19 protein-coding genes are annotated in these 18,360 nt (G+C 73.6%); 11 read left to right on the forward strand and 8 right to left on the reverse strand.

The genetic code is table 11. The annotated features are described in order from the left end of the window. Window positions 1-298: 298 nt before the first annotated feature. Window positions 299-1,000 carry an RDD family protein gene (locus LN042_RS17875; RefSeq protein ID WP_230052247.1) on the reverse strand — a complete coding sequence of 234 codons (702 nt, stop codon included), beginning with the start codon at window positions 998-1,000 and terminating at the stop codon, window positions 299-301. A 90-nt stretch (window positions 1,001-1,090) separates the two neighbouring features. Further along, window positions 1,091-1,972 (reverse strand): LysR family transcriptional regulator, encoded by an 882-nt coding sequence (locus LN042_RS17880; RefSeq protein ID WP_230052248.1) that lies wholly within the window; start codon window positions 1,970-1,972, stop codon window positions 1,091-1,093. A 98-nt stretch (window positions 1,973-2,070) separates the two neighbouring features. Here LN042_RS17880 and LN042_RS17885 point away from each other — a divergent pair, with 98 nt between their 5' ends. Together LN042_RS17885 and LN042_RS17890 are read left to right on the forward strand one after the other, a co-directional pair. Next, complete coding sequence (locus tag LN042_RS17885; protein WP_230052249.1) at window positions 2,071-2,961, forward strand: dihydrodipicolinate synthase family protein; 891 nt, start codon at window positions 2,071-2,073, stop codon at window positions 2,959-2,961. 68 nt (window positions 2,962-3,029) lie between these two features. Next, window positions 3,030-4,058 (forward strand): aspartate-semialdehyde dehydrogenase, encoded by a 1,029-nt coding sequence (locus LN042_RS17890; RefSeq protein WP_230052250.1) that lies wholly within the window; start codon window positions 3,030-3,032, stop codon window positions 4,056-4,058. A gap of 91 nt (window positions 4,059-4,149) precedes the next feature. Here the strand turns inward: LN042_RS17890 and LN042_RS17895 are convergent, their stop codons facing one another. Then, entirely contained in the window at window positions 4,150-5,589 is a 1,440-nt protein-coding gene (locus LN042_RS17895; protein ID WP_230052251.1) for an MFS transporter, read from the reverse strand. An 80-nt stretch (window positions 5,590-5,669) separates the two neighbouring features. Here LN042_RS17895 and LN042_RS17900 point away from each other — a divergent pair, with 80 nt between their 5' ends. The 5 genes from LN042_RS17900 (at window position 5,670) to LN042_RS17920 (ending at window position 10,329) form a co-directional block, all read left to right on the forward strand. Then, complete coding sequence (locus LN042_RS17900) at window positions 5,670-6,074, forward strand: winged helix-turn-helix transcriptional regulator (protein WP_230052252.1); 405 nt, start codon at window positions 5,670-5,672, stop codon at window positions 6,072-6,074. Window positions 6,075-6,346: 272 nt separating this feature from the next. Next, complete coding sequence (locus LN042_RS17905) at window positions 6,347-7,543, forward strand: NYN domain-containing protein (RefSeq protein ID WP_230052253.1); 1,197 nt, start codon at window positions 6,347-6,349, stop codon at window positions 7,541-7,543. Window positions 7,544-7,608: 65 nt separating this feature from the next. Then, window positions 7,609-8,562: an ABC transporter ATP-binding protein gene (locus LN042_RS17910; RefSeq protein ID WP_230052254.1), complete on the forward strand. Its 954-nt coding sequence runs from the start codon at window positions 7,609-7,611 to the stop codon at window positions 8,560-8,562. Between the two features lie 37 nt (window positions 8,563-8,599). Then, window positions 8,600-9,409, forward strand: a complete 810-nt coding sequence (locus tag LN042_RS17915) for an ABC transporter permease (RefSeq protein WP_372495762.1) — start codon at window positions 8,600-8,602, stop codon at window positions 9,407-9,409. A gap of 203 nt (window positions 9,410-9,612) precedes the next feature. Then, window positions 9,613-10,329, forward strand: coding sequence for a hypothetical protein (locus LN042_RS17920; RefSeq protein WP_230052255.1), 717 nt, complete (start codon window positions 9,613-9,615; stop codon window positions 10,327-10,329). A 23-nt stretch (window positions 10,330-10,352) separates the two neighbouring features. Here the strand turns inward: LN042_RS17920 and ybaK are convergent, their stop codons facing one another. Continuing rightward, window positions 10,353-10,853: a Cys-tRNA(Pro) deacylase gene (ybaK, locus tag LN042_RS17925; RefSeq protein ID WP_230052256.1), complete on the reverse strand. Its 501-nt coding sequence runs from the start codon at window positions 10,851-10,853 to the stop codon at window positions 10,353-10,355. Between the two features lie 8 nt (window positions 10,854-10,861). After that, window positions 10,862-11,590 (reverse strand): LON peptidase substrate-binding domain-containing protein, encoded by a 729-nt coding sequence (locus tag LN042_RS17930; RefSeq protein ID WP_230052257.1) that lies wholly within the window; start codon window positions 11,588-11,590, stop codon window positions 10,862-10,864. Between the two features lie 296 nt (window positions 11,591-11,886). On the opposite strand from LN042_RS17930, the gene LN042_RS17935 reads away from it, so the two are divergent. Next, window positions 11,887-12,759, forward strand: a complete 873-nt coding sequence (locus LN042_RS17935; RefSeq protein WP_230052258.1) for a metallophosphoesterase family protein — start codon at window positions 11,887-11,889, stop codon at window positions 12,757-12,759. Between the two features lie 111 nt (window positions 12,760-12,870). On the opposite strand, the gene LN042_RS17940 is transcribed toward LN042_RS17935, so the two are convergent. After that, a complete protein-coding gene (locus tag LN042_RS17940) occupies window positions 12,871-13,476 on the reverse strand; it encodes a TetR/AcrR family transcriptional regulator (protein WP_230052259.1) in 606 nt (201 codons plus the stop codon). A gap of 108 nt (window positions 13,477-13,584) precedes the next feature. Between LN042_RS17940 and LN042_RS17945 the strand changes: the two genes are divergently transcribed. From LN042_RS17945 to LN042_RS17955, 3 genes are all read left to right on the forward strand, one after another. Further along, the gene (locus LN042_RS17945; protein WP_230052260.1) at window positions 13,585-14,484 is read left to right on the forward strand and encodes an alpha/beta fold hydrolase; all 900 of its coding nucleotides are present in this window, start codon (window positions 13,585-13,587) and stop codon (window positions 14,482-14,484) included. 58 nt (window positions 14,485-14,542) lie between these two features. Continuing rightward, window positions 14,543-15,178 (forward strand): alpha-ketoglutarate-dependent dioxygenase AlkB, encoded by a 636-nt coding sequence (locus LN042_RS17950; RefSeq protein ID WP_230052261.1) that lies wholly within the window; start codon window positions 14,543-14,545, stop codon window positions 15,176-15,178. A 168-nt stretch (window positions 15,179-15,346) separates the two neighbouring features. Next, entirely contained in the window at window positions 15,347-15,775 is a 429-nt protein-coding gene (locus LN042_RS17955) for a hypothetical protein (RefSeq protein ID WP_230052262.1), read from the forward strand. A 20-nt stretch (window positions 15,776-15,795) separates the two neighbouring features. On the opposite strand, the gene LN042_RS17960 is transcribed toward LN042_RS17955, so the two are convergent. Further along, window positions 15,796-16,305 carry a DinB family protein gene (locus LN042_RS17960; protein WP_230052263.1) on the reverse strand — a complete coding sequence of 170 codons (510 nt, stop codon included), beginning with the start codon at window positions 16,303-16,305 and terminating at the stop codon, window positions 15,796-15,798. A 167-nt stretch (window positions 16,306-16,472) separates the two neighbouring features. Then, on the reverse strand, window positions 16,473-18,317 hold the full coding sequence (locus tag LN042_RS17965) for an oxidoreductase (protein ID WP_230052264.1): 1,845 nt from the start codon (window positions 18,315-18,317) through the stop codon (window positions 16,473-16,475). Window positions 18,318-18,360 lie beyond the last annotated feature (43 nt).

Below are 18,360 nucleotides of genomic sequence, written 5' to 3' on the forward strand. Positions count from 1 at the left end.
GGCACCTGCCTAGTGGGGCGCACGGGCACGTCCCATCGTGGTTCCGACGAGCCCCTCCGCTGGGCCGGGGCGGGTGTGGACGTCGACGTGTTCGAAGCCGTGACGGACGAGGACCGCGGACCACTGCTCGTTACCGAGCATCCAGCGCACGATCGGCGGGTCCTCTCGTCGGAGTCAGGGCGAGCGGGGCCTCAGTGTCGGGCGCGGCAGGTCGAGGACGTGATCCGACGGTAGCAACGGCGACGGCCGGTCGGCTCGCCCCGAAGGGCGGGCCGGCCGGCCGTCAATCGGCCTGCGTTCAGTACTCCTTGACGACCACGGTCTTGCCGGCCTTGTCGTGGAAGCACTGTTGCAGCGGCTTGTCCCAGGTCAGCGACAGCACGTTGACCAGGGCGAAGAGCGAGCCGATGCAGTAGACGGCCTGGGGGAGGGCGAAGACCGCGGTGCGGGCCAGGAGTTGGTTGTCGGTCGGGCGGCCGCCGTGGGCGGCGTCGACGACCCGCAGCTTCATGGCCTTCTTGCCGATGCTCTGCTGCCCCTGGGTGAGCAGCATCAGCGCCTCGTAGCCGAAGTAGATGGCGGCGTCGACGACGGCGGCCAGCCAGACGCCGATGGCGGTGCTCAGCAGGACCTGGATGAGCACGACCGGTACCAGCAGGATGGCACCGTCGATCAGCCGGGCCAGGAAGCGGTCGGCCGCGCCGGCCAGTTGGCGGCTGCCGGGCGGCGGCGGGCCGTACGGGGTGGGCGGCGACATCCAGTACGGGAGCTGCGGGTAGGCCGGGTTGGGGCCGTAGCCGGTGGGCTGCTGGGGGTAGCCCGGCGGCTGCGGGGGAGCGGCGTAGTCGGGCTGGGGCTGGTGCGTGTAGCCGGGCTGCGGGTCGTACGGACCCTGCGGCACGCCGTAGCCGGACGGCGTGGACGGAGGCTGCTGGTCGTAGGGGTTCCGGGAACCCTGGGGGTCCGGAGGGTAGCCGTAGCCGGGAGGTGGGTTGGTCATAGCCCCGCTCGTCTCGTGATGACCTGACCCTCAGAGGTTTTACCGGGTTTGACAACCCTTTAGGAAGAGTGTTTCCCAACCGGTATCAGATCAGCGCAGATTTGTTGGCAATGCCTTCTTGACTGCTGAGGTGAACGCGACGACCGCCGGGTGCCCGCTCCCGCCCTCGCGGGCGGCCACCGCGGTGCGGCGTGACATCGGCAGCCGGTGCAACCGCACTTCGGGCAGCGGGGCCAGCAGCGCCAGGTCCGGTACCAGCGCCACGCCCTGACCGGCCGCGACCAGGGCCAGCACGGTGTCGAAGTCGTCCGCCCGGTGCCGGATCCGGGGCGTGAACCCGGCGGCCTGGCAGGCCCGGATCGCCATCGCGTGGCAGAGGGTGCCGTGGGTGGCCAGGATCCACGGGTGGTCCCGGTAGTCGGCCAGCCGGCCGCTGCCGCGCACCGCGGCGGCCAGGTGCATCGTCTCCGCGAAGAGCGGTCGGCGCTCGACCCCGGGCTCCTCGGCGGACGGTACGAAGTCGTAGTCGTGGACCAGCGCCACGTCCAACTCGCCGGAGCGCAGCAGGTCGCCCACCCCGGCCGGGTCGACCTCGGCCACCATCGGCTCCAGCTCCGGGTGGATCACCGAGAGCGCGGCCAGCGCGGGCGGGATCAGCACCCGGCCGGCGGACGGGAAGGTGCCGATCCGCAGCGGCCCGGCCGGCCCGCGCCGGGCACCGGCGAGCTCGCTCTCGGCCAGCTCCAGCCGGGCCAGCACCGCCTCCGCGTGGCCGACCAGCTTCTCGGCGGCCGGGGTGAGCCGCACCCGGCGGCCGGTGCGCTCCAGCAGCACCGCCCCGGCCTCCCGTTCCAGGGCGGTCAGCTGCTGGGAGACGGCGGACGGGCTGAAGGCGAGGGCCTCGGCGACGGCGGCGATGGTGCCCCGGTGGGCCAGCTCCCGCAGCAGCCGCAGACGGCGGACATCGAGCATCAGCGCACTCCCGGGGTGTCGAGCATCGGCTCAGCTTACGCTTTGCGTCAGAAACGCGAACTGGACCTGCACGATCGCCGTGAGCGAGGGTCGAGGGCATGGAAACCGCCAAGCTGCGGGGGATCCACGTCCCCCTGATCACCCCCTTCACCGCTGACGGCCGCCTCGACCGGGCCGCCCTGGAGAAGCTCGCCCACGGAGTGCTGGACGAGGGCGCGGCCGGCCTGGTCGCGCTCGGCACCACCGGCGAACCCGGTGCACTGGACGCCGCGGAGCAGGCCGCGGTGGTCGGGATCTGCGCGCGGGTCTGCGCGGAGCGCGGGGCCGCGCTGCTGGTCGGCGTCGGCGGCGGCGCGACCCGGCAGGTGGCCGCCGCCCTCCAGGACGTGACCCCGGGGGCGACGGCCGCCCTCACCCTGGTGCCGCCGTTCGTCCGGCCGGGCGCGGCCGGGGTGCTGGCCCACTTCAGGGAGCTGACCGCGGCCAGCCCGGTGCCGCTGGTCGCCTATCACATCCCGTACCGCACCGGGCAGGCGCTGGACGCCGAGACGCTGCGCGAGCTGGCCTCGGTGCCCGGCATGGCCGGCGTCAAGCTGGCCACCGGGGCGGTCGATCCGGAGGTCGTGGCGCTGCTCGCCGGCGAACTGCCGCCGCACTTCGCCGTGCTGGGCGGGGACGACGTGGTGCTCCCGCCGCTGCTGGCGCTGGGCGCCGCCGGCGGCATCCTGGCCTCGGCGCACATCGCGACCGCCCGCTGGGTGGAGCTGGTGGACGCCTGGCAGGCCGGCGACGTCGCCCGGGCCCGGGAGCTGGGACACCGCCTGTCCCGGCTGGCCGCCGCGCTGTTCGCCGAGCCCAACCCCACCGTGATCAAGGGCGTGCTGCACGCCCGGGGTCGCATCCCCTCCCCGGCGGTCCGGCTGCCGCTGCTGCCCGCGAACGCGGCCTCGGTGTCCCGGGCGCTGGACCTCGCGGTGTCCACTGGGTGAAAGCGATGCCGCTTCGGAACCGGTGACCAGGCAAGATGAGTCTGAGCAGGTAGGCAGGAGGAGGAAACATGAAGATCGGTATCGTCGGTGCCACCGGCCAGGTGGGCAACGTGGTCCGCGAGATCCTGGCCGAGCGCGCCTTTCCGGTGACGCAGCTGCGGCTGTTCGCCTCGGCGAGGTCGGCGGGCAAGACGCTGCCCTGGCAGGGTGGCGAGGTGGTGGTGGAGGATGCCGCCACCGCTGACTACGCCGGTCTGGACATCGTGATCATGTCGGCCGGCGGCGGCACCTCCAAGGCGCTGGCGCCCGAGGTCGCCGCGGCCGGCGCCGTGGTGATCGACAACTCCTCGGCCTGGCGCCGCGATCCCGAGGTCCCGCTGGTGGTGGCCGAGGTCAACCCGCACGCCGTCGCCGACCGCCCCAAGGGCATCATCGCCAACCCGAACTGCACCACCATGGCCGCCATGCCGGTGCTGCGCCCGCTGCACGCCGAGGCCGGGCTGACCGCCCTGGTGGTCGCCACCTACCAGGCGGTCTCCGGCAGCGGCGTGGCCGGCGTCGCCGAGCTGCAGGAGCAGGCCGCCAAGGTGGTGGACGGCGCCGCCGCGCTGGCCCTCGACGGCTCCGCCGTGCCGTTCCCCGACCCGAAGGTCTACGCCCGCCCGATCGCGTTCAACGTGGTCCCGCTGGCCGGGTCGCTGGTGGACGACGGTCTGAACGAGACCGACGAGGAGCAGAAGCTCCGGTTCGAGAGCCGCAAGATCCTGGAGATCCCGGAGCTCAAGGTGGCCGGCACCTGCGTCCGGGTGCCGGTCTTCACCGGCCACTCGCTCCAGGTGAACGCCCGGTTCGCCAACCCGATCAGCCCCGAGCGGGCGGTGGAGCTGCTCAGCGGCGCGCCCGGCGTGGAACTCGCCGACATCCCGACCCCGCTGCAGGCGGCCGGCCAGGACCCGAGCTACGTGGGCCGGATCCGCCGGGACGAGACCGTGGAGCACGGCCTGTCGCTCTTCATCTCCAACGACAACCTGCGCAAGGGCGCCGCGCTGAACACCGTGCAGCTGGCCGAACTGGTCGCGGCCGAGCTCAACGGCTGAGCAGCAGCCGGAGGTTGATCACAGGCCGGACGCACGGCGGGCCGGGCACCCTCGTCGGGAGCCCGGCCCGCCGTGCGTCCGGCCCGGGGCCTCACGCCGCCAGTGCGGCCTCGGGAACTGCGGCCCGGCGCTCCCGCAGCAGCACCGCCGCCGCGACGAAGGCGAGCAGCAGCAGCCCGGCGGCCACCGCGAAGGAGAGCCGGTAGCCGCTCGCCAGCGCACCGACCGCGTCGCGCCCGGCGGCCCGCAGCCCCGCGGTCCGCCCCGCCGCCACGGTGCAGAGAACGGCCACTCCGAGCGCCGAGGCCACCGTCTGCGAGGTGTTGAAGAGACCGGAGGCGACCCCCGAGTCCTCCGGCGTGGCGTCCGCCATCGCCAGCCCGGCGAGGGCGGGCAGCACCAGGCCGCCGCCGGCGACCAGCAGCAGCGCGGGCAGCACGTCCACCGCGTAGGACGCGTGCTGGGGCAGCCGGGCCAGGTAGGCGAGCGACAGCACCAGCATCCCGGCGCCGGTCAGCAGCACCCGGCGGGCGCCGAAGGCCCGGGTGAGCCGGGCCGACAGCCCCAACGAGACGGCGGCGATGGCCAGTCCGGTGGGCAGCATCCCGAAGCCGGTGGCCGCCGCGCCGTAGCCGAGCACGTTCTGCAGGTAGAGCGCGATCAGCACCTGGAACCCGAACATCGCCGAAATCATCAGCAGCTGAACCAGGTTGGCGCCCGAGGTGCGCCGGGACCGGAACAGCCGCAGCGGCAGCAGCGGTCGGGCCGCCCGGGCCTGCCGCGCCAGGAAGGCGGCCAGCAGCCCCAGGGCCGCCGCGCCGTAGCCCAGGGTGTGAGCAGAACTCCAGCCGCGGGTACCGGTGCTGACGATGGTGTAGACGGCGAGCATCAGGCCGGCGGTGACCAGCAGTGCGCCCAGTGCGTCGGTGCCCTGCCGCAGGCCCTGGCCCGGTTCCGGGTCGAGCAGCCGCACCGCGGGCAGGCCGGCGGCCAGGGCGATCGGCAGGTTCACCAGGAATATCCAGTGCCAGTCGAGCAGTTGGGTCAGCACTCCGCCGAGCACCATGCCGAGCGAGGCACCGGCCGCGCCGACGAAGCTGAACGCGCCGATCGCGCGGCCCCGTTCGACCGGGTCGGGGAAGAGCGTGACGATCATGCCGAGGCTGACCGCCGAGACCAGCGCCCCGCCCGCGCCCTGCAGGAAGCGGGCGGCGATCAGCATCCCCGCCGAGTCCGCCAGTCCGCACAGCGCCGAGGCGGCGGCGAACAGCACCAGACCCGCCAGGAAGACCCGCTTGCGGCCGAGCAGGTCGCCGAGCCGACCGGCCAGCAACAGCAGTCCGGCGAACGGGATCTGGTAGCCGTTCATCACCCAGGAGAGCCCGGTGTCGGTGAAGCCCAGAGCGTGCTGGATCGCGGGCTGGGCCACCGTCACGATCGTTCCGTCCAGAATGATCACCAAAGTGCCGGCGCAGAGCACCAGCAGGGCGTACCAGCGGCGTCGATCGTTCCCAACAGGTTTGGCAGACATGGCTTGACCTCCGATGGTGCACGTCTTGTTACGTGGACCATCCTGTGTGACCATCAGATCCCATGGAAGAAGGCACTTTTTTGTCACGGGGGAACACCTGTGTACCGGGGCCGCTCAAGCCGGGTGACACGGTGGAGCGCGGGGCCTGCGCGGTGACCGAGGTGCTCGACCGGGTGGGCAGCAAGTGGAGCATCATGGTGATCGTCTCCGCGGCGGCCGGGCCGATCCGGTTCACCGAGCTGGAGCGCACCATCACCGGGATCAGCCGGCGGATGCTCACCCTCACGCTGCGCAACCTGGAGCGGGACGGGCTGATCTCCCGCACCGTCCACCCGACCGCGCCGCCCAAGGTGGAGTACGCCCTCACCGAGGTCGGCGTCGAGCTCAACGAGTACCTGGCGCAGCTGACCCGATGGGCCGAGCGGCACCGCACCACCATCCACCAGGCCCGCTCGGCGTACGACGCCGCCCGCGCGGCACGCTGACACCGTGGGTGCCGACGGGCGATGCCACGAGCGCCGCTCGCCGATTAGGACGCCGCGAGTGTCGCTCGCCGACAGCACGAGTGGTCGGTCGAATTCGACCTAGCAGTTTGTGCGACGACCGCGCACCCGGGTGATTCACACCGTCTTCGGGGGGTAAAGGTGATCGCAACGGTCAGACCGGGTGCCAGGTGGGACGTCGCTCGGGCAGACTGCCTCCAGGCGGCGTCAACGGGCTGGTGTCACGGGGGCCGACCGGGAGAAAGGTGCGGAATGTGGACCGCTGCGTTGTCCTTGTGGACGCCGGGTACCTGCTGGGTGCCTCCGCCAGCCTGCTCGCCGGAGAACCATCCCGCTCCCGGGTGACGGTGGACCACACCGCGCTGATCGCCTCGCTGCGCGAACGGGCCGAGGAGGAGACCGGCCTGCCGCTGCTGCGGATCTACTGGTTCGACGCCGCCCCGGAGCGCCGGCCGCTGCCCGAGCACCGCCGGCTGCGGGTGCTGCCCCGGGTCACCGTGCGGCTCGGCGCCCTCACCCGGGCCGAGGGCCGCTGGGTGCAGAAGGGCGTGGACGCCGCGATGCACGCCGAACTCTCCGAACTCGCCCGCAACCGGGCCTGCGCCGACGTGGTGCTGGTCACCGGCGACGGCGACCTGCTGCCCGGCATGATGAGCGCCAAGGAGCACGGTGTGGCCGTCCACCTGTGGGCGCTGCAGGCCGCAGACGGCGACTTCAACCAGTCGGAGGACCTGGTCGGCGAGGCCGACGAGCGCCGGGTGCTGGACCGCGACTGGATCACCCGCTCGGTCAGCCTGCGCGAGCAGGTGCCGCCGTTCCCGTCGGCCGGACCGCCGCCCGAGATCGCCAAGATCCTCTCCGCCCCACCCGCCGCGCCGCGCCCGGCCGCCGCCGAGGCCCCCGCCCAGCCCGCCGAGCCCGAGCCGTCGGCGCCGCTCAAGGCCGTCCCCACCCCCAAGGACCTGGCCGGCCGCGCCCAGGCGCACGTCGCCCAGCCGCAGCCACAGCCGCAGCCGGCCGCCGCCGCCAACGCCCCGGTGCTGCGCTGGTCCTCCGACCGCGGCTACGTCGACCGCCCCGCCGAGCAGCCCTGCGCCGCCGACTCGCTGCCCACCCTGGCCCAGCTGACCACCGCCGAGCAGCGCTGGGCCGACCGCGAGGAGGACATCACGGCGATCGGCGGCGATCCGCACGAGGTCGGACAGGTCTTCGCCCGCCGCTGGACCGAGCGGCTGGCCGACAAGGAGCGGCTCACCGTCATCTGGTCCGACTACCCGCGGATCCCGCACAAGGTCGACGGCGAGCTGCTGCGCTACGCCGCGCGGTTCGGCCTGCTCGCCCACAAGGACGACCAGATCGACGAGCACGACCGGTACGCGATCCGGGCCGGCTTCTGGAAGGAGCTCGCCGCCCGGGTGCCGGGCGGGGAGCAGATCGTGGTGGACGACTGAACTGATCACCGGACGGGGTGACCCCGGTCCGCTTCGCGGGCGATCGGCGCGTAGAGTCTTCGGTCGTGAGCCACGCCCCCCTGCCCTGCTGCTCCGTCCGGGGCCTCACCAAGAACCACGGTGAGATCCGCGCCAACGACGGGGTCGACCTGGAGATCCGCCAGGGTGAGGTCTTCGGCCTGCTCGGGCCGAACGGGGCCGGCAAGTCCACCCTGGTCCGGCAGCTCACCGGACTGCTGCGCCCCGACGCGGGCAGCGTGCAGATCCTCGGCCACGACATCGTGCGCCACCCGGAGCGGGCCGCCCGCCTGCTCGGCTACCTCGGCCAGGAGTCCACCGCGCTCGACGAGCTGACCGTCGCGCTGGCCGCCGAGACCACCGGCCGGCTGCGCGGGCTCAGCCGGTCCGCGGCCCGCGCCGAGACCGCCGAGGTGCTCGCCGAACTGGGCCTGGAACGGCTGGCCGCCCGCCCGTTGGCCAAGCTCTCCGGCGGCCAGCGCCGGCTCGCCTGCTTCGCGGCCACCCTGGTGGGGGAGCGGCCGCTGCTGGTGCTCGACGAGCCCACCACCGGCATGGACCCGGTCGCCCGCCGCGCCGTCTGGTCGGCCGTGGACCGCCGCCGCGCCGAGCGCGGCACCACCGTGCTGCTGGTCACCCACAACGTCATCGAGGCCGAGACCGTGCTCGACCGGGTCGCCGTGCTGGACGACGGCCGGGTGATCGCCTGCGACACCCCCGGCAGGCTGAAGGCGCTGGTCGACGGGGACGTCCGGCTCGACCTGGTGTGGCGTGACGAGCCCCCGCTGACCGTTCCCGCGGTGGCCCGGCTCGCCGACCGCGCCGACTGCTCGGGCCGCCGCTGGACCGTGCGCACCACCCCGGAGGAGGCCAGGGAACTGGTCGCCGCCGTCACCGCCGGGCCGGCGTTCGCCGCCCTCGACGACTTCACCCTCGCCACTCCGAGCCTGGAGGACGCCTACCTCCGGCTCGGCGGCCGCCACCAAGGACTGGCGAAGTGACCGCCCACTCAGCCCTTCGTTCGCGAGGACCGGCGACGTGACCGTACTGACCCCTGCCACCGCTGCCCCCGCCGCCGCGCCGACCGCCGCCCCGCTGGGCCCGGCGGCCCGCCTGCTGCCCGCACTGGCCGCCGTCTACCGGGCGCAGCTGACCCGTGCCAAGGTCGCCCGGATCCCGCTGATGTTCGTCGCCACCTTCCAGTCCGTCGGCATCCTGGTGATGATGCGCGGCGTGGTGGACAGCGGCGACAACGCGTCGTCCCGCGCCGTGGTGGCGGGCTCCGCCGTGCTGGTGGTCGCCTTCGTGGCGCTCAACCTGCTCGCCCAGTACTTCGGCAAGCTGCGCGCCACCGGCGGCCTCGACCACTACGCCACGCTGCCGGTGCCGGCCGCCGCGGTGGTGCTCGGCGCGGCGGGTGCCTACGCCTCCTTCACGCTGCCCGGCGCGCTGGTCACGGCCGCCTTCGGTGCGGTGCTGTTCGGGCTGCCGCTGGCCCACCTGTGGGTGCTGCTGGCGGTGGTGCCGCTGGCCGGGGCGGCCCTGTCGGGGCTGGGCGCGGCGCTCGGCCTGCTCGCGCCCAAGCAGGAGATCGCCACCATGCTCGGCCAGCTGGGCATGTCCGCGGCGCTGCTGCTCGGGGTGCTGCCGGCCTCCCACCTGCCCGGCCCGATCCGGGCGCTGCGCGATCTGCTGCCGTCCACGTACGGCGTCGACGCCTTCGCCGACAGCTTCGCGGCCCGCCCGGACTGGGCCGCCGTACTGGGCGACCTGGGGGTCTGCGCGGGCGTCGGGCTGCTGGCCCTCACCCTGGCGACGTACGCGTACCGGCGGGTGGCGACGCGGTAGCGCCTTTCCCGACCCGCGGGTGGCGACGCGGTCGGGCTTTTCCGGACCGCGCGGGGGTGGCGACGCGGTCGGGCCCGGTCGGACCCGCGGGTGGCTGCGCGGTCGGGCCTTTCCGGACCGCCGGGCGGCTGCGCGGTCGGGCCTTTCCGGGTGCCGTGGGCCCGAGTGGCCGGTGCACCGGACCGGCGTGAAACGATGGTCGGGTGACCGTACCGAACACCCCTGCGGAACCCGACCCGCTGTCGACGGCCCCGGACGAGCTGACCTCGGAGCCCCGCGCCGGCACCGTCCTGACCCGCCTCCGGGCCGAGCTGCGGATCGCGCTCCCGATCGGGTTCGGCTGCCTGCTGCTGGGGCTGCTGATGGGGGCGCTGTGGTACTGGCTGGCGCCCGAGGTGCCGCTGGTGGTGCAGGGCAACTCGGTGCTCTACGTGGACCCGGAGGGTGAGCAGTCGGCCGGCGCGGTCGGCACCTTCGTGCTGCTCGGCATCGCCTTCGGGCTGGTCACCGCGCTGGTCGCCTTCCTGCTCACCCGGCGGCGCGGCGGCGGCATCGCGATGGCCGTGGCACTCGGGCTCGGCGGGGTGGGCGGCTCGCTGATCGCCGTCTGGCTGGGCGAGAAGCTCGGTCCGACCAGCAACATCATCGGGCACGCCAAGCAGGTCGGGGAGGGGCACACCTTCTACGAGAACCTGACGCTGCCCGCCCACGGCGCGCTGCTGGCCTGGCCGATCGCCGCCATGGTGCTGCTGCTCGCGCTGACCGCCACCTTCGGCAAGCGCGAGGAGCACCCGGAGCCGCAGTGGGTCGGCCCGCTGCCGCCGGCCGACGACGGCTCGGGGAACCCGTGGGCCCCGCAACCGTCCGAGCCGCCCGCCGAGGGCGACCAGGCCCCGTCGCACACCGAGTCCGGGCGCTGAGGGGGCGACGGCACTGGGCCCGGCTAGTTGCTGCGGCTGATCTCCGCGCTGACGCCGTCGGTGAGCCGCAGCAGCTCCGCCGGGGCCAGCTCCACCTCCAGGCCCCGGCGCCCGGCCGAGACGTAGACGGTCGGGTGGGCCAGCGCCCCGGCGTCCACCACGGTGCGCAGCGGCTTGCGCTGGCCCAGCGGCGAGATCCCGCCGCGGACGTAGCCACTGCTGCGCTCGGCCGCCGCCGGATCGGCCATCACGGCCCGCTTGCCACCCACCGCGGCGGCCAGCGCCTTGAGGTCCAGCTGACCGGCGACCGGGACCACGCCGACCGTGAGGGTGCCGTCCACCTCGGCCACCAGGGTCTTGAACACCCGCTCCGGCGCGACCCCGAGCGCCTCGGCCGCCTCGGTGCCGTAGGACGGCGCGGCCGGGTCGTGCTGGTAGGCGTGCACGGTGAACGCCACACCGGCCTTCTCCAGGGCCACCGTGGCCGGGGTGCCCTTGCCGCCGGCGCCGTTCTTCTTCGCCATGGTTCCCCTCAGTTGGGACTGAACGGCTGCCGGGTCAGCTCCACGGCCGGGAGCGACGGCAGCCAGTTGATCAGCGAGGTCTCCCTGCGCAGCAGCTCCAGCTCGGCGCTCAGCCGGCTCGCGGTGTCCGGGCAGGCCAGCAGCTTCTGCTTGACCGGCACCTCGAGCACCGCGGCGGCGGCCACCAGGTAGGAGAGCACCTGCGGGTCGTCCGGCAGTTCCTGTTCGCCGGCCAGGCTCGCCTGCCGGGCTCCGGCCAGCCGCTTCTGGTACGCCCGGAACGCCCGCTCCACCCCGCCGGCCAGCACCCCGGCGCCGCTGCCGGTCTGCTCCTCCAGCGGCTCGCACTCGCCGACCAGGTACGGCCCGCTGGTGTCCACCGCGCTCAGCCGGAACCGGGTGGTGCCGGTGACCAGCAGCTCGTACCGGCCGTCCGTGTGCGGTGTCACCGAGGCCACGTCGGCGATGCAGCCGATGTGGTACAGGGCCTCCAGGGGGTCGCCGTTGGAGGTGCCCAGGCCGTCCAGCGGTCCGGCCGGCTTGTCGCTCTCGGTGACCGGTGCGACCTCCCGCCCGTCCTTGATCGCCAGCACCCCGAACCGCTGCGGCCGGCCCTCCGGCAGCGCCACCAGGTCGGCGACCAGTCGCCGGTAGCGCTCCTCGAACACATGCAGCGGGAACACCAGCCCCGGGTAGAGCACCGCGTCGAGCGGGAAGATCGGAAGCCGTTCTGTCACGGCGCACAGCGTAGCCGCCCGGGGAGACACGGCGACGACGGTCTCATCGGCAGGGGCGCCGGTCCGCCTCTCGCTGCGGTGCACAGCGGTCACGAGGCTCCCCGTCGGTGCGGCCGGTTGCCGGGGGCTGCGGTGCACAGCGGTCCCGAGGCTCCCCGTCGGTGCGGCCGGTTGCCGGGGGCGCTCACGTCGGCCCGGTCGCCGGGCAGCGCGGCGCGGACGGCGGTGAGGTCGCCGACCGTGCTCCTCCGCACCGAGGGTGGTCAACTCCGTTGGTGGGCGGATAGGTTGACGGGATGAGGATCCTGCATCTGTCCGATGTGCACATCAGCCGCATCGACGGCCCGGACGCGGATGGTGCCGACGGCACCGCCGCCCTGCGCCGCATGCTCGGCGAGCTGGTGCATCTACGTGACCTCGACGCGCTCGTGATCACCGGGGACGTCGCCGACGACGGTTCCCGCGAGGCCTACACGCGCATCCGCGAGATCGTGGGTGACTTCGCGCGGGAGCGCAGCGCGGCGGTCTTCTACACGACGGGCAACCATGACGAGCGCGGTGCGTTCGCCGAGGTGCTGGGGAGCGGGCACGAGCGGCCCGAGACGGTGTACGAGGGACCCGCGGGGGAGCGGGCCGCGGCGAGCACGGTCGGGGGCCGGCGGTTGATCACACTGGACTCGCTGGTGCCGGGGAAGGGCTACGGCTGGCTCAGTCGTGCTCAACTCGACTGGCTTGCCGACCTTCTGTCGGCTCCCGCGCCGCTCGGCACCCTACTGGCGTTCCACCACCCGCCGATCGCCCTGGATGTCGAGGTGCAGCGGGAACTCGGCCTGCGCAACGCCCAGGAGCTGGCCGACGTGATCCGCGGCACCGACGTCGAGCTCATCCTCTGCGGCCACTTCCACCTGCAACTCCTGGGCCGCTTCGAGCAGTCCACCGTCTGGGTCACTCCAGGGGTCGCCAGCCGCGTCGACCTGACCGTCCGCCCCGGCAGCGAACGTGTCGTCCACGGTCCCTCGGCTTCCCTCGTCCGACTGGACGTGCCGCACGGCCCGCTCATCCACACGCTGCACGCCCGGGATCCGCGGATGGGCGAGACGGTCTACGAGGCCGACGAGGAGCAGATGCGGGAGGTGATCGCGAAGCTGGGCCCGGGGAGCGGCCGGTGACGCCCGCTCGGGAAGCGGCGCAGCTCCGGGTGTTCGACTTGGGGCAGCGCCGACCTCCGCCTCGGTGTCGGACGGCCTGGGGGCTGCTTGCCGGGGCCGGGCCGGGGGAGCCTACCGGCTGGGGAAGAGCCGTCCGAGGTGGTAGTGGAGAACGGCGGCGGCGTCGCCTGCCGTGCGCTGACCGAGGAGCACGCTCAGTCCGAGGCCGGCGGAGACGGCCAGCAGGACGACGGCCTCCTGGCGGGCGTCGAGTTCGGGGTCGGCGTCCCCGGCCCGCTGCGCCGTGGTGAGCTGGGCCACCAGGAACTCCTCCATCTCGTCGGGTGCCGCCAGGAACGGCCGGCCGCCGAGCGCGGGATCGGTGACGGAGAGCACGGCGTACTCGGTGTAGACGAGGTGGAAGGTGCGGCTCTCCTCGTCGGTGGGCACGGCTTCCAGCAGGACCGCCTCGACGATGTCGCGCGGAGCGGGTGACGAGCCGGCCCTCCTCACCCGGTCGCGGACCCGCTCGCCCATGCGCGCCGCCAGGCGGTCGAGCGCGGCGAGCAGCAACTGCTCCTTGGTGTCGAAGTAGTACTGCACGAGCCGCACGGAGATGCCCGCCTCGACGGCCACGGACCGCATGGTGACGGCGTGCAGCCCGGTGTCCGCCGCCACCCGGAGCAGCGCATCGATGATCTGGGCCCGCCGCTCCTCGTGATCCACCAGTTTCGGCATCGGCTTCCTTCTCTGCTCCCTTTCGAACTCTTTTATGGTACAACCATACCATCTTGGTGGTACAGCCATACCATCAAGTCCTGCTGCTTCGTGTCACCGGGAGGGTTCATGACCAGGGCAAGCGTCGGGCACTTCGTCAGTGAGGAAGCCCGCACCGAGTTCCTCGCCGCGTACGACCGCGCGATGGAGCTGTGGCCGGGCCCCCGCCGCGCACTCGACGTCGAGACCGCCTACGGCACCGTCCACGTCCACCACTACGGGCCCGCGACCGGTGAGCCGGTCGTGCTGCTGCACGGGCACGCCGGGCACGCGTCCAACTGGTACCGGCAGATCGCCGCCCTGGGCGAGTGCCACCCGGTCTACGCGATCGACACGCTGGACGACCCCGGCCGCAGCGTGCAACGCGCCGTCGCCGCCGGCTCCGAGGAGAACGCGGCCTGGCTCGGCGAGGTGTTCGCCGGCCTCGGGCTGGACCGGATCCACCTGGTCGGCCTCTCCTACGGCGGTTGGCTGGCCCTCAACCAGGCCGTGCACGCGCCCGAGCGCCTGGCGTCGATCGCGCCGCTGGATCCGGGCGGGATCGAGGGAGTTCCCGCGCGGTTCTACGTCCACATGGTCGGCGGCCTGCTGGGAATGCTCGCCCCGCGCCGCTTCCGGCCCGCGCTGGGACGGCTGCTGGCCAACCCCGCGCTCAGCTCACCGCCCGAGATGATCGCTCCCCTGATGCTCGCCATGCGCACGTACAGGCCGACCGGCCGCCCCGCGGCCAGGCCGTTCACCGACGAGGAGTTGGGCTCCGTCCGGGTGCCCGCCCTGGTCCTGCTCGGGCGCCGCAGCGCCCTGCTGCGGCCCCGCCAGGCGCTGGCACGGATCACCGCGCTGATCCCCGACGTCCAGGCCGAGATCGTCGAAGGGGCCGGTCACGGCCTGAATCTGGAGCAGCCCGAACTGGTCAACGAGCGCCTGCTGCGGTTCATCGCCGCCTGTCGGGCGGAGTCGCGGGCCTGAGTCGCACGGGTGAAGTTCTGTTCGGTCAAACGTTCGATATCTGGGTTAGCCTGGAGGCATGAGCGTGCACCTCCAGGCGTCCCTGTTCGACTCCGCCGAGGCAGCCCCGCTGCGGCTCACGGACCTCGCGGCAGTGCGGCGGACCGAGCTGTCGCACGGCGCCTGGATCGATGTGCTGCCGGGCTGGCTCACCGGGTCGGATGCGCTGTTCGATCACCTGGCGGCCCGAGTGCCGTGGCGGGCCGAGCGGCGCCAGATGTACGACAACGTGGTGCGGGTGCCCCGGCTGCTGGCCCACTACCGGGAGGGGGAGCCGCTGCCACACCCGGTGCTCACCGCCGCCCGCGACGCACTGAGCGCCCACTACGCCGAGGAACTCGGCGAGCCCTTCGTCACCGCGGGGCTCTGCTTCTACCGCGACGGGCAGGACAGCGTGGCCTGGCACGGTGACCGGATCGGGCGCGGCCGGACCCACGACACCATGGTGGCGATCCTCTCGGTCGGCGAGCCGCGAGCGCTGGTGCTGCGCCCGTGCGACGGCGGGACGGCGCACCACCGGCTGCCGCTGGGTCACGGCGACCTGGTGGTGATGGGCGGCAGCTGCCAGCGCACCTGGGAGCACGCCGTGCCCAAGACCGCCCGCGGCGCGGGGCCGCGCATCAGCATCCAGTTCCGGCCGCGCAACGTCGGCTGAGGGCGGCTGGGGCGCGACCGGGCGCAACTGGGGTGACCGGGTGCGGCCGGGGTGACCGAACGCGGCCGGGAGCGACTCGGGTCGGCTGGGGGCGGCTGCGAGCGACGGGGTGGGGTGACCGCCTTGCCGGCCGATCACGGCCGTCGCGGCGCCACCTAGGCTTGACCCATGCGAGACCTGCACGGTGCCATGGAACTCCGAGAACCCGCCATCAGGCGGTGGCTGCCGCGCGCCCTCCGCGCGGGCGGGTTCCTGCTGCTGCCGTGGATCGTGGTGCTGGCGCTGAACGTCCGCGGCTACTTCGGCAAGCGCAACCTCTCCAACGCCTGGATCTGGTTCGACCTGATCGAGGTGGTGGCGCTGTTCCTGCTCGCCGCGCTGGTCGCCCGCCGCCACCGGGCCACCAGTCCGCTGGCCTCGGCGACGGCGGTGCTGTTCGTCGTGGACGCGTTCTTCGACCTGTGGTCGGCGCACCGCGGCTCGGCCTATCTGCTCGCCCAAGTGCTGGCCTACGCCACCGAGTTGCCCAGCGCGGCGGTGCTGGCGGTGCTGTCCTGGTACGCGCTGGCGTGGGCGGCGCAGCCACCGAGCCGCTGAGCGACGGCGGTCGGCGCGGGCTACGCCCCCACCACGCCGTCAACGCCCTCGCGCAGGAAGTCCGCGTGGCCGTTGTGGCGCCCGTACTCCAGCAGCACGTGCAGCATCACCATGCGCAGCGAGACCTCCTCCTCCCAACGAGGCTGGTAGCCGGGCGAGTCCAGGGACTCCACGGCCGCCTCGACCTTGCGGGAGTGGGCGACCTCGGCCTCCCAGGCGGCGAACGCCTCGGCGCGGGTCGAGTTGCTCGCGTCGTAGGCGGCCTGGAAGTCGACCTCGTCCGACCAGACCAGCGGGGCCTCGTGGTCGTCGAAGACGCGGCGGAACCAGGCCCGTTCGACCTCGGCCAGGTGGCGGACCAGGCCGAGCAGGGTGAGCGTGGACGGGGGCATGGAGCGCTCGCGGAGCTGTTCGTCCGTCAGGCCCTGGCACTTCATGGCCAGCGTGGCGCGCTGGAAGTCCAGGAAGGCGCGGAGCATGTCGCGCTCGGGAGCGAAGTGGGGCGGGCCGATCCGGTCGTCGTCGATCATGGCGAGACCTTACCGGTCGCCTGGCGAGTCGCTCCCGCAGAGGGGCGCGCCGGAACCGGTGGACGGGTGCCGGCCCGCATCACGAAGACGGCCCGGCCGCTGAACTCGTTGTGGACGTCCACGCGTTGGCCGTCCCCGCTTGTCCCCGCTTGTCCCCGCTTCCCCGCTCATCCCCGCTGCAGGACCCGGGTCGCCCCGGTGACCACCGTGGAGGCCAGCACCCAGCCGGTCACGACCAGCGCGGCGCTCAGCCACTGGCTGAAGCCGGCGGGCGCCCAGCCGTCCTGGCCGAAGTTGACGATCGGCAGCACCAGGCTGGCCGAGTACAACGCGGGGTTCCAGTGCGGGTGTTCGTCGAGCTTCATCGGCGCCGGCTGGTGCCAGCCGAACCACAGGGTGCCGACCACCCAGGCGGCGAGCAGCCACAGGGCGGCCCGGCCGGGACGGTAGCCGTAGCCGACGGTGATGTCCTGGAGGCGGTACCAGAGCCGACCGGGCAGCGGCAGGGTGCGGGCCCGGCGGCGCTGCTTGGCGTACTGCACGTGGCGGGCGTCGTCGTCCAGGCCGTCCCGGCGCAGGGCGGCGGCCAGTTGCTCGTACGGCTCGGGGCGGAACTTGTCCAGGCCCGCGTCCAGCCAGTCGATCCGCTGCGCCACCGTGTAGGTGGTGCCCTCCGGCGGGCGCAGCGCCTCGTAGGAGAAGCCGGTGAGCCGCACCTTGTGGTTGCGGGGCCAGGCCGAGCAGGTGTCCACCAGGTTGCCGACCCGGGCCCGGGAGAGCGCCACCGTGCCGGTCGGCGGGGTCGGGCTGGTGAAGCGCAGTTCGGGGGTCTGGATCCGGCGCAGCGACAGCTCCTGCTTGTCGGCCAGTAGGAACTCGGCGTTGTTGATCAGCAGGGCGCTCTCGAAGTGCGCGTCGTCCAGCCGGACTCCGCCGTAGGCGCGGAACGGGATGGTGCCGTCGCCGGACTCCTCGCCGAAGTCCTGGCCGTACATGCTCTGTTCGCGCTCCTCCTGCTCCGCGTCGGCGGCGTCGTCGTCGGGGTCCGAGGGGCCGAGCCGCTGCGGCGGCACCGCGGCGCCGTGGAACGGGCCCGGGACGGCGCCGGTGTGGTACGGCCCGGGGTCGTGCTGGACGCGGAGGTAGCGCAGGTCGGGCACGTTGTTGAGCTGCGCCTCGGCGGCCGCCTGCGCCGCGGCGGCGGCCGGTCCGGCCAACGGGCCGCCGGACGGCTCCCGGGTCTGCGGAGCGAAGGCGCGGCTGCTCCTAGGGTCCCGCCAGCCGGTCAGGTAGCAGGTGCTGCCCACGGTGAGCCGCGCCGCGTTGAGGCAGTTGGGCTTGCCGGGCCGCCCGTGCAGCTGGGCGCCGCGCAGCGAGAGCCGACCGCCCACCCGGGCGGTGCGCAGGCTCACCTCGCCGTCGCTGGTCAGCCGGTCGGCCTCGAAGTCCTGGTGCACCGTCAGCCCGTCGGCGGAGAATCCCCGGCCGTACTGGTCGCCGCCCACCGTCAGGTAGTTGGCGATCAGGTCGGTGCCGATCTGCGCGTCGGTCAGCCGCACGCCGTACGGCACGGTGCAGCGGGCCAGCACCAGGTCGCCCGCGGTGTCGAGCCGGGAGGCGTCCAGCCGGGGCAGCCAGCAGCCGTCGAGCCGCACCGTGCCGGCGTGCGCCTCGGAGAGCACCGCGCCGGTGTCGAAGTAGCAGTCGTGCAGCTCGACGAAGCTGTCCCAGCGCCCGCCGGCCAGCCAGAGCCGCCCGGCGATCCGGGCGCCGATCAGCTTGAGCCCGCGGACCCGGCCCGGCAGCGGGTCGGGCCCGGCCAGCAGCAGCCGGGCCAGCACCTCGGCCCGCACCGTGCGGTCCGGGCCCCAGCCGGCCCCGCCGGCCGGATTGTCGGCGGCCACGTCGCCGCTCGACAGGTCGAGCACTTCGCTGCACCGGAACATGTCCCAGAGCCGTGACTCCGTCCCGGTCCAGCCCTGAGGAGCCAGCTGCTCCGCCCCCACAGTCACGCGTACCCCCCCTGTGTGCTCCAGCCGTGTGACCAGCAAGGGT

Origin of the sequence: Kitasatospora humi (assembly GCF_020907985.1) — a bacterium.
GTDB lineage: Bacteria > Actinomycetota > Actinomycetes > Streptomycetales > Streptomycetaceae > Kitasatospora > Kitasatospora humi.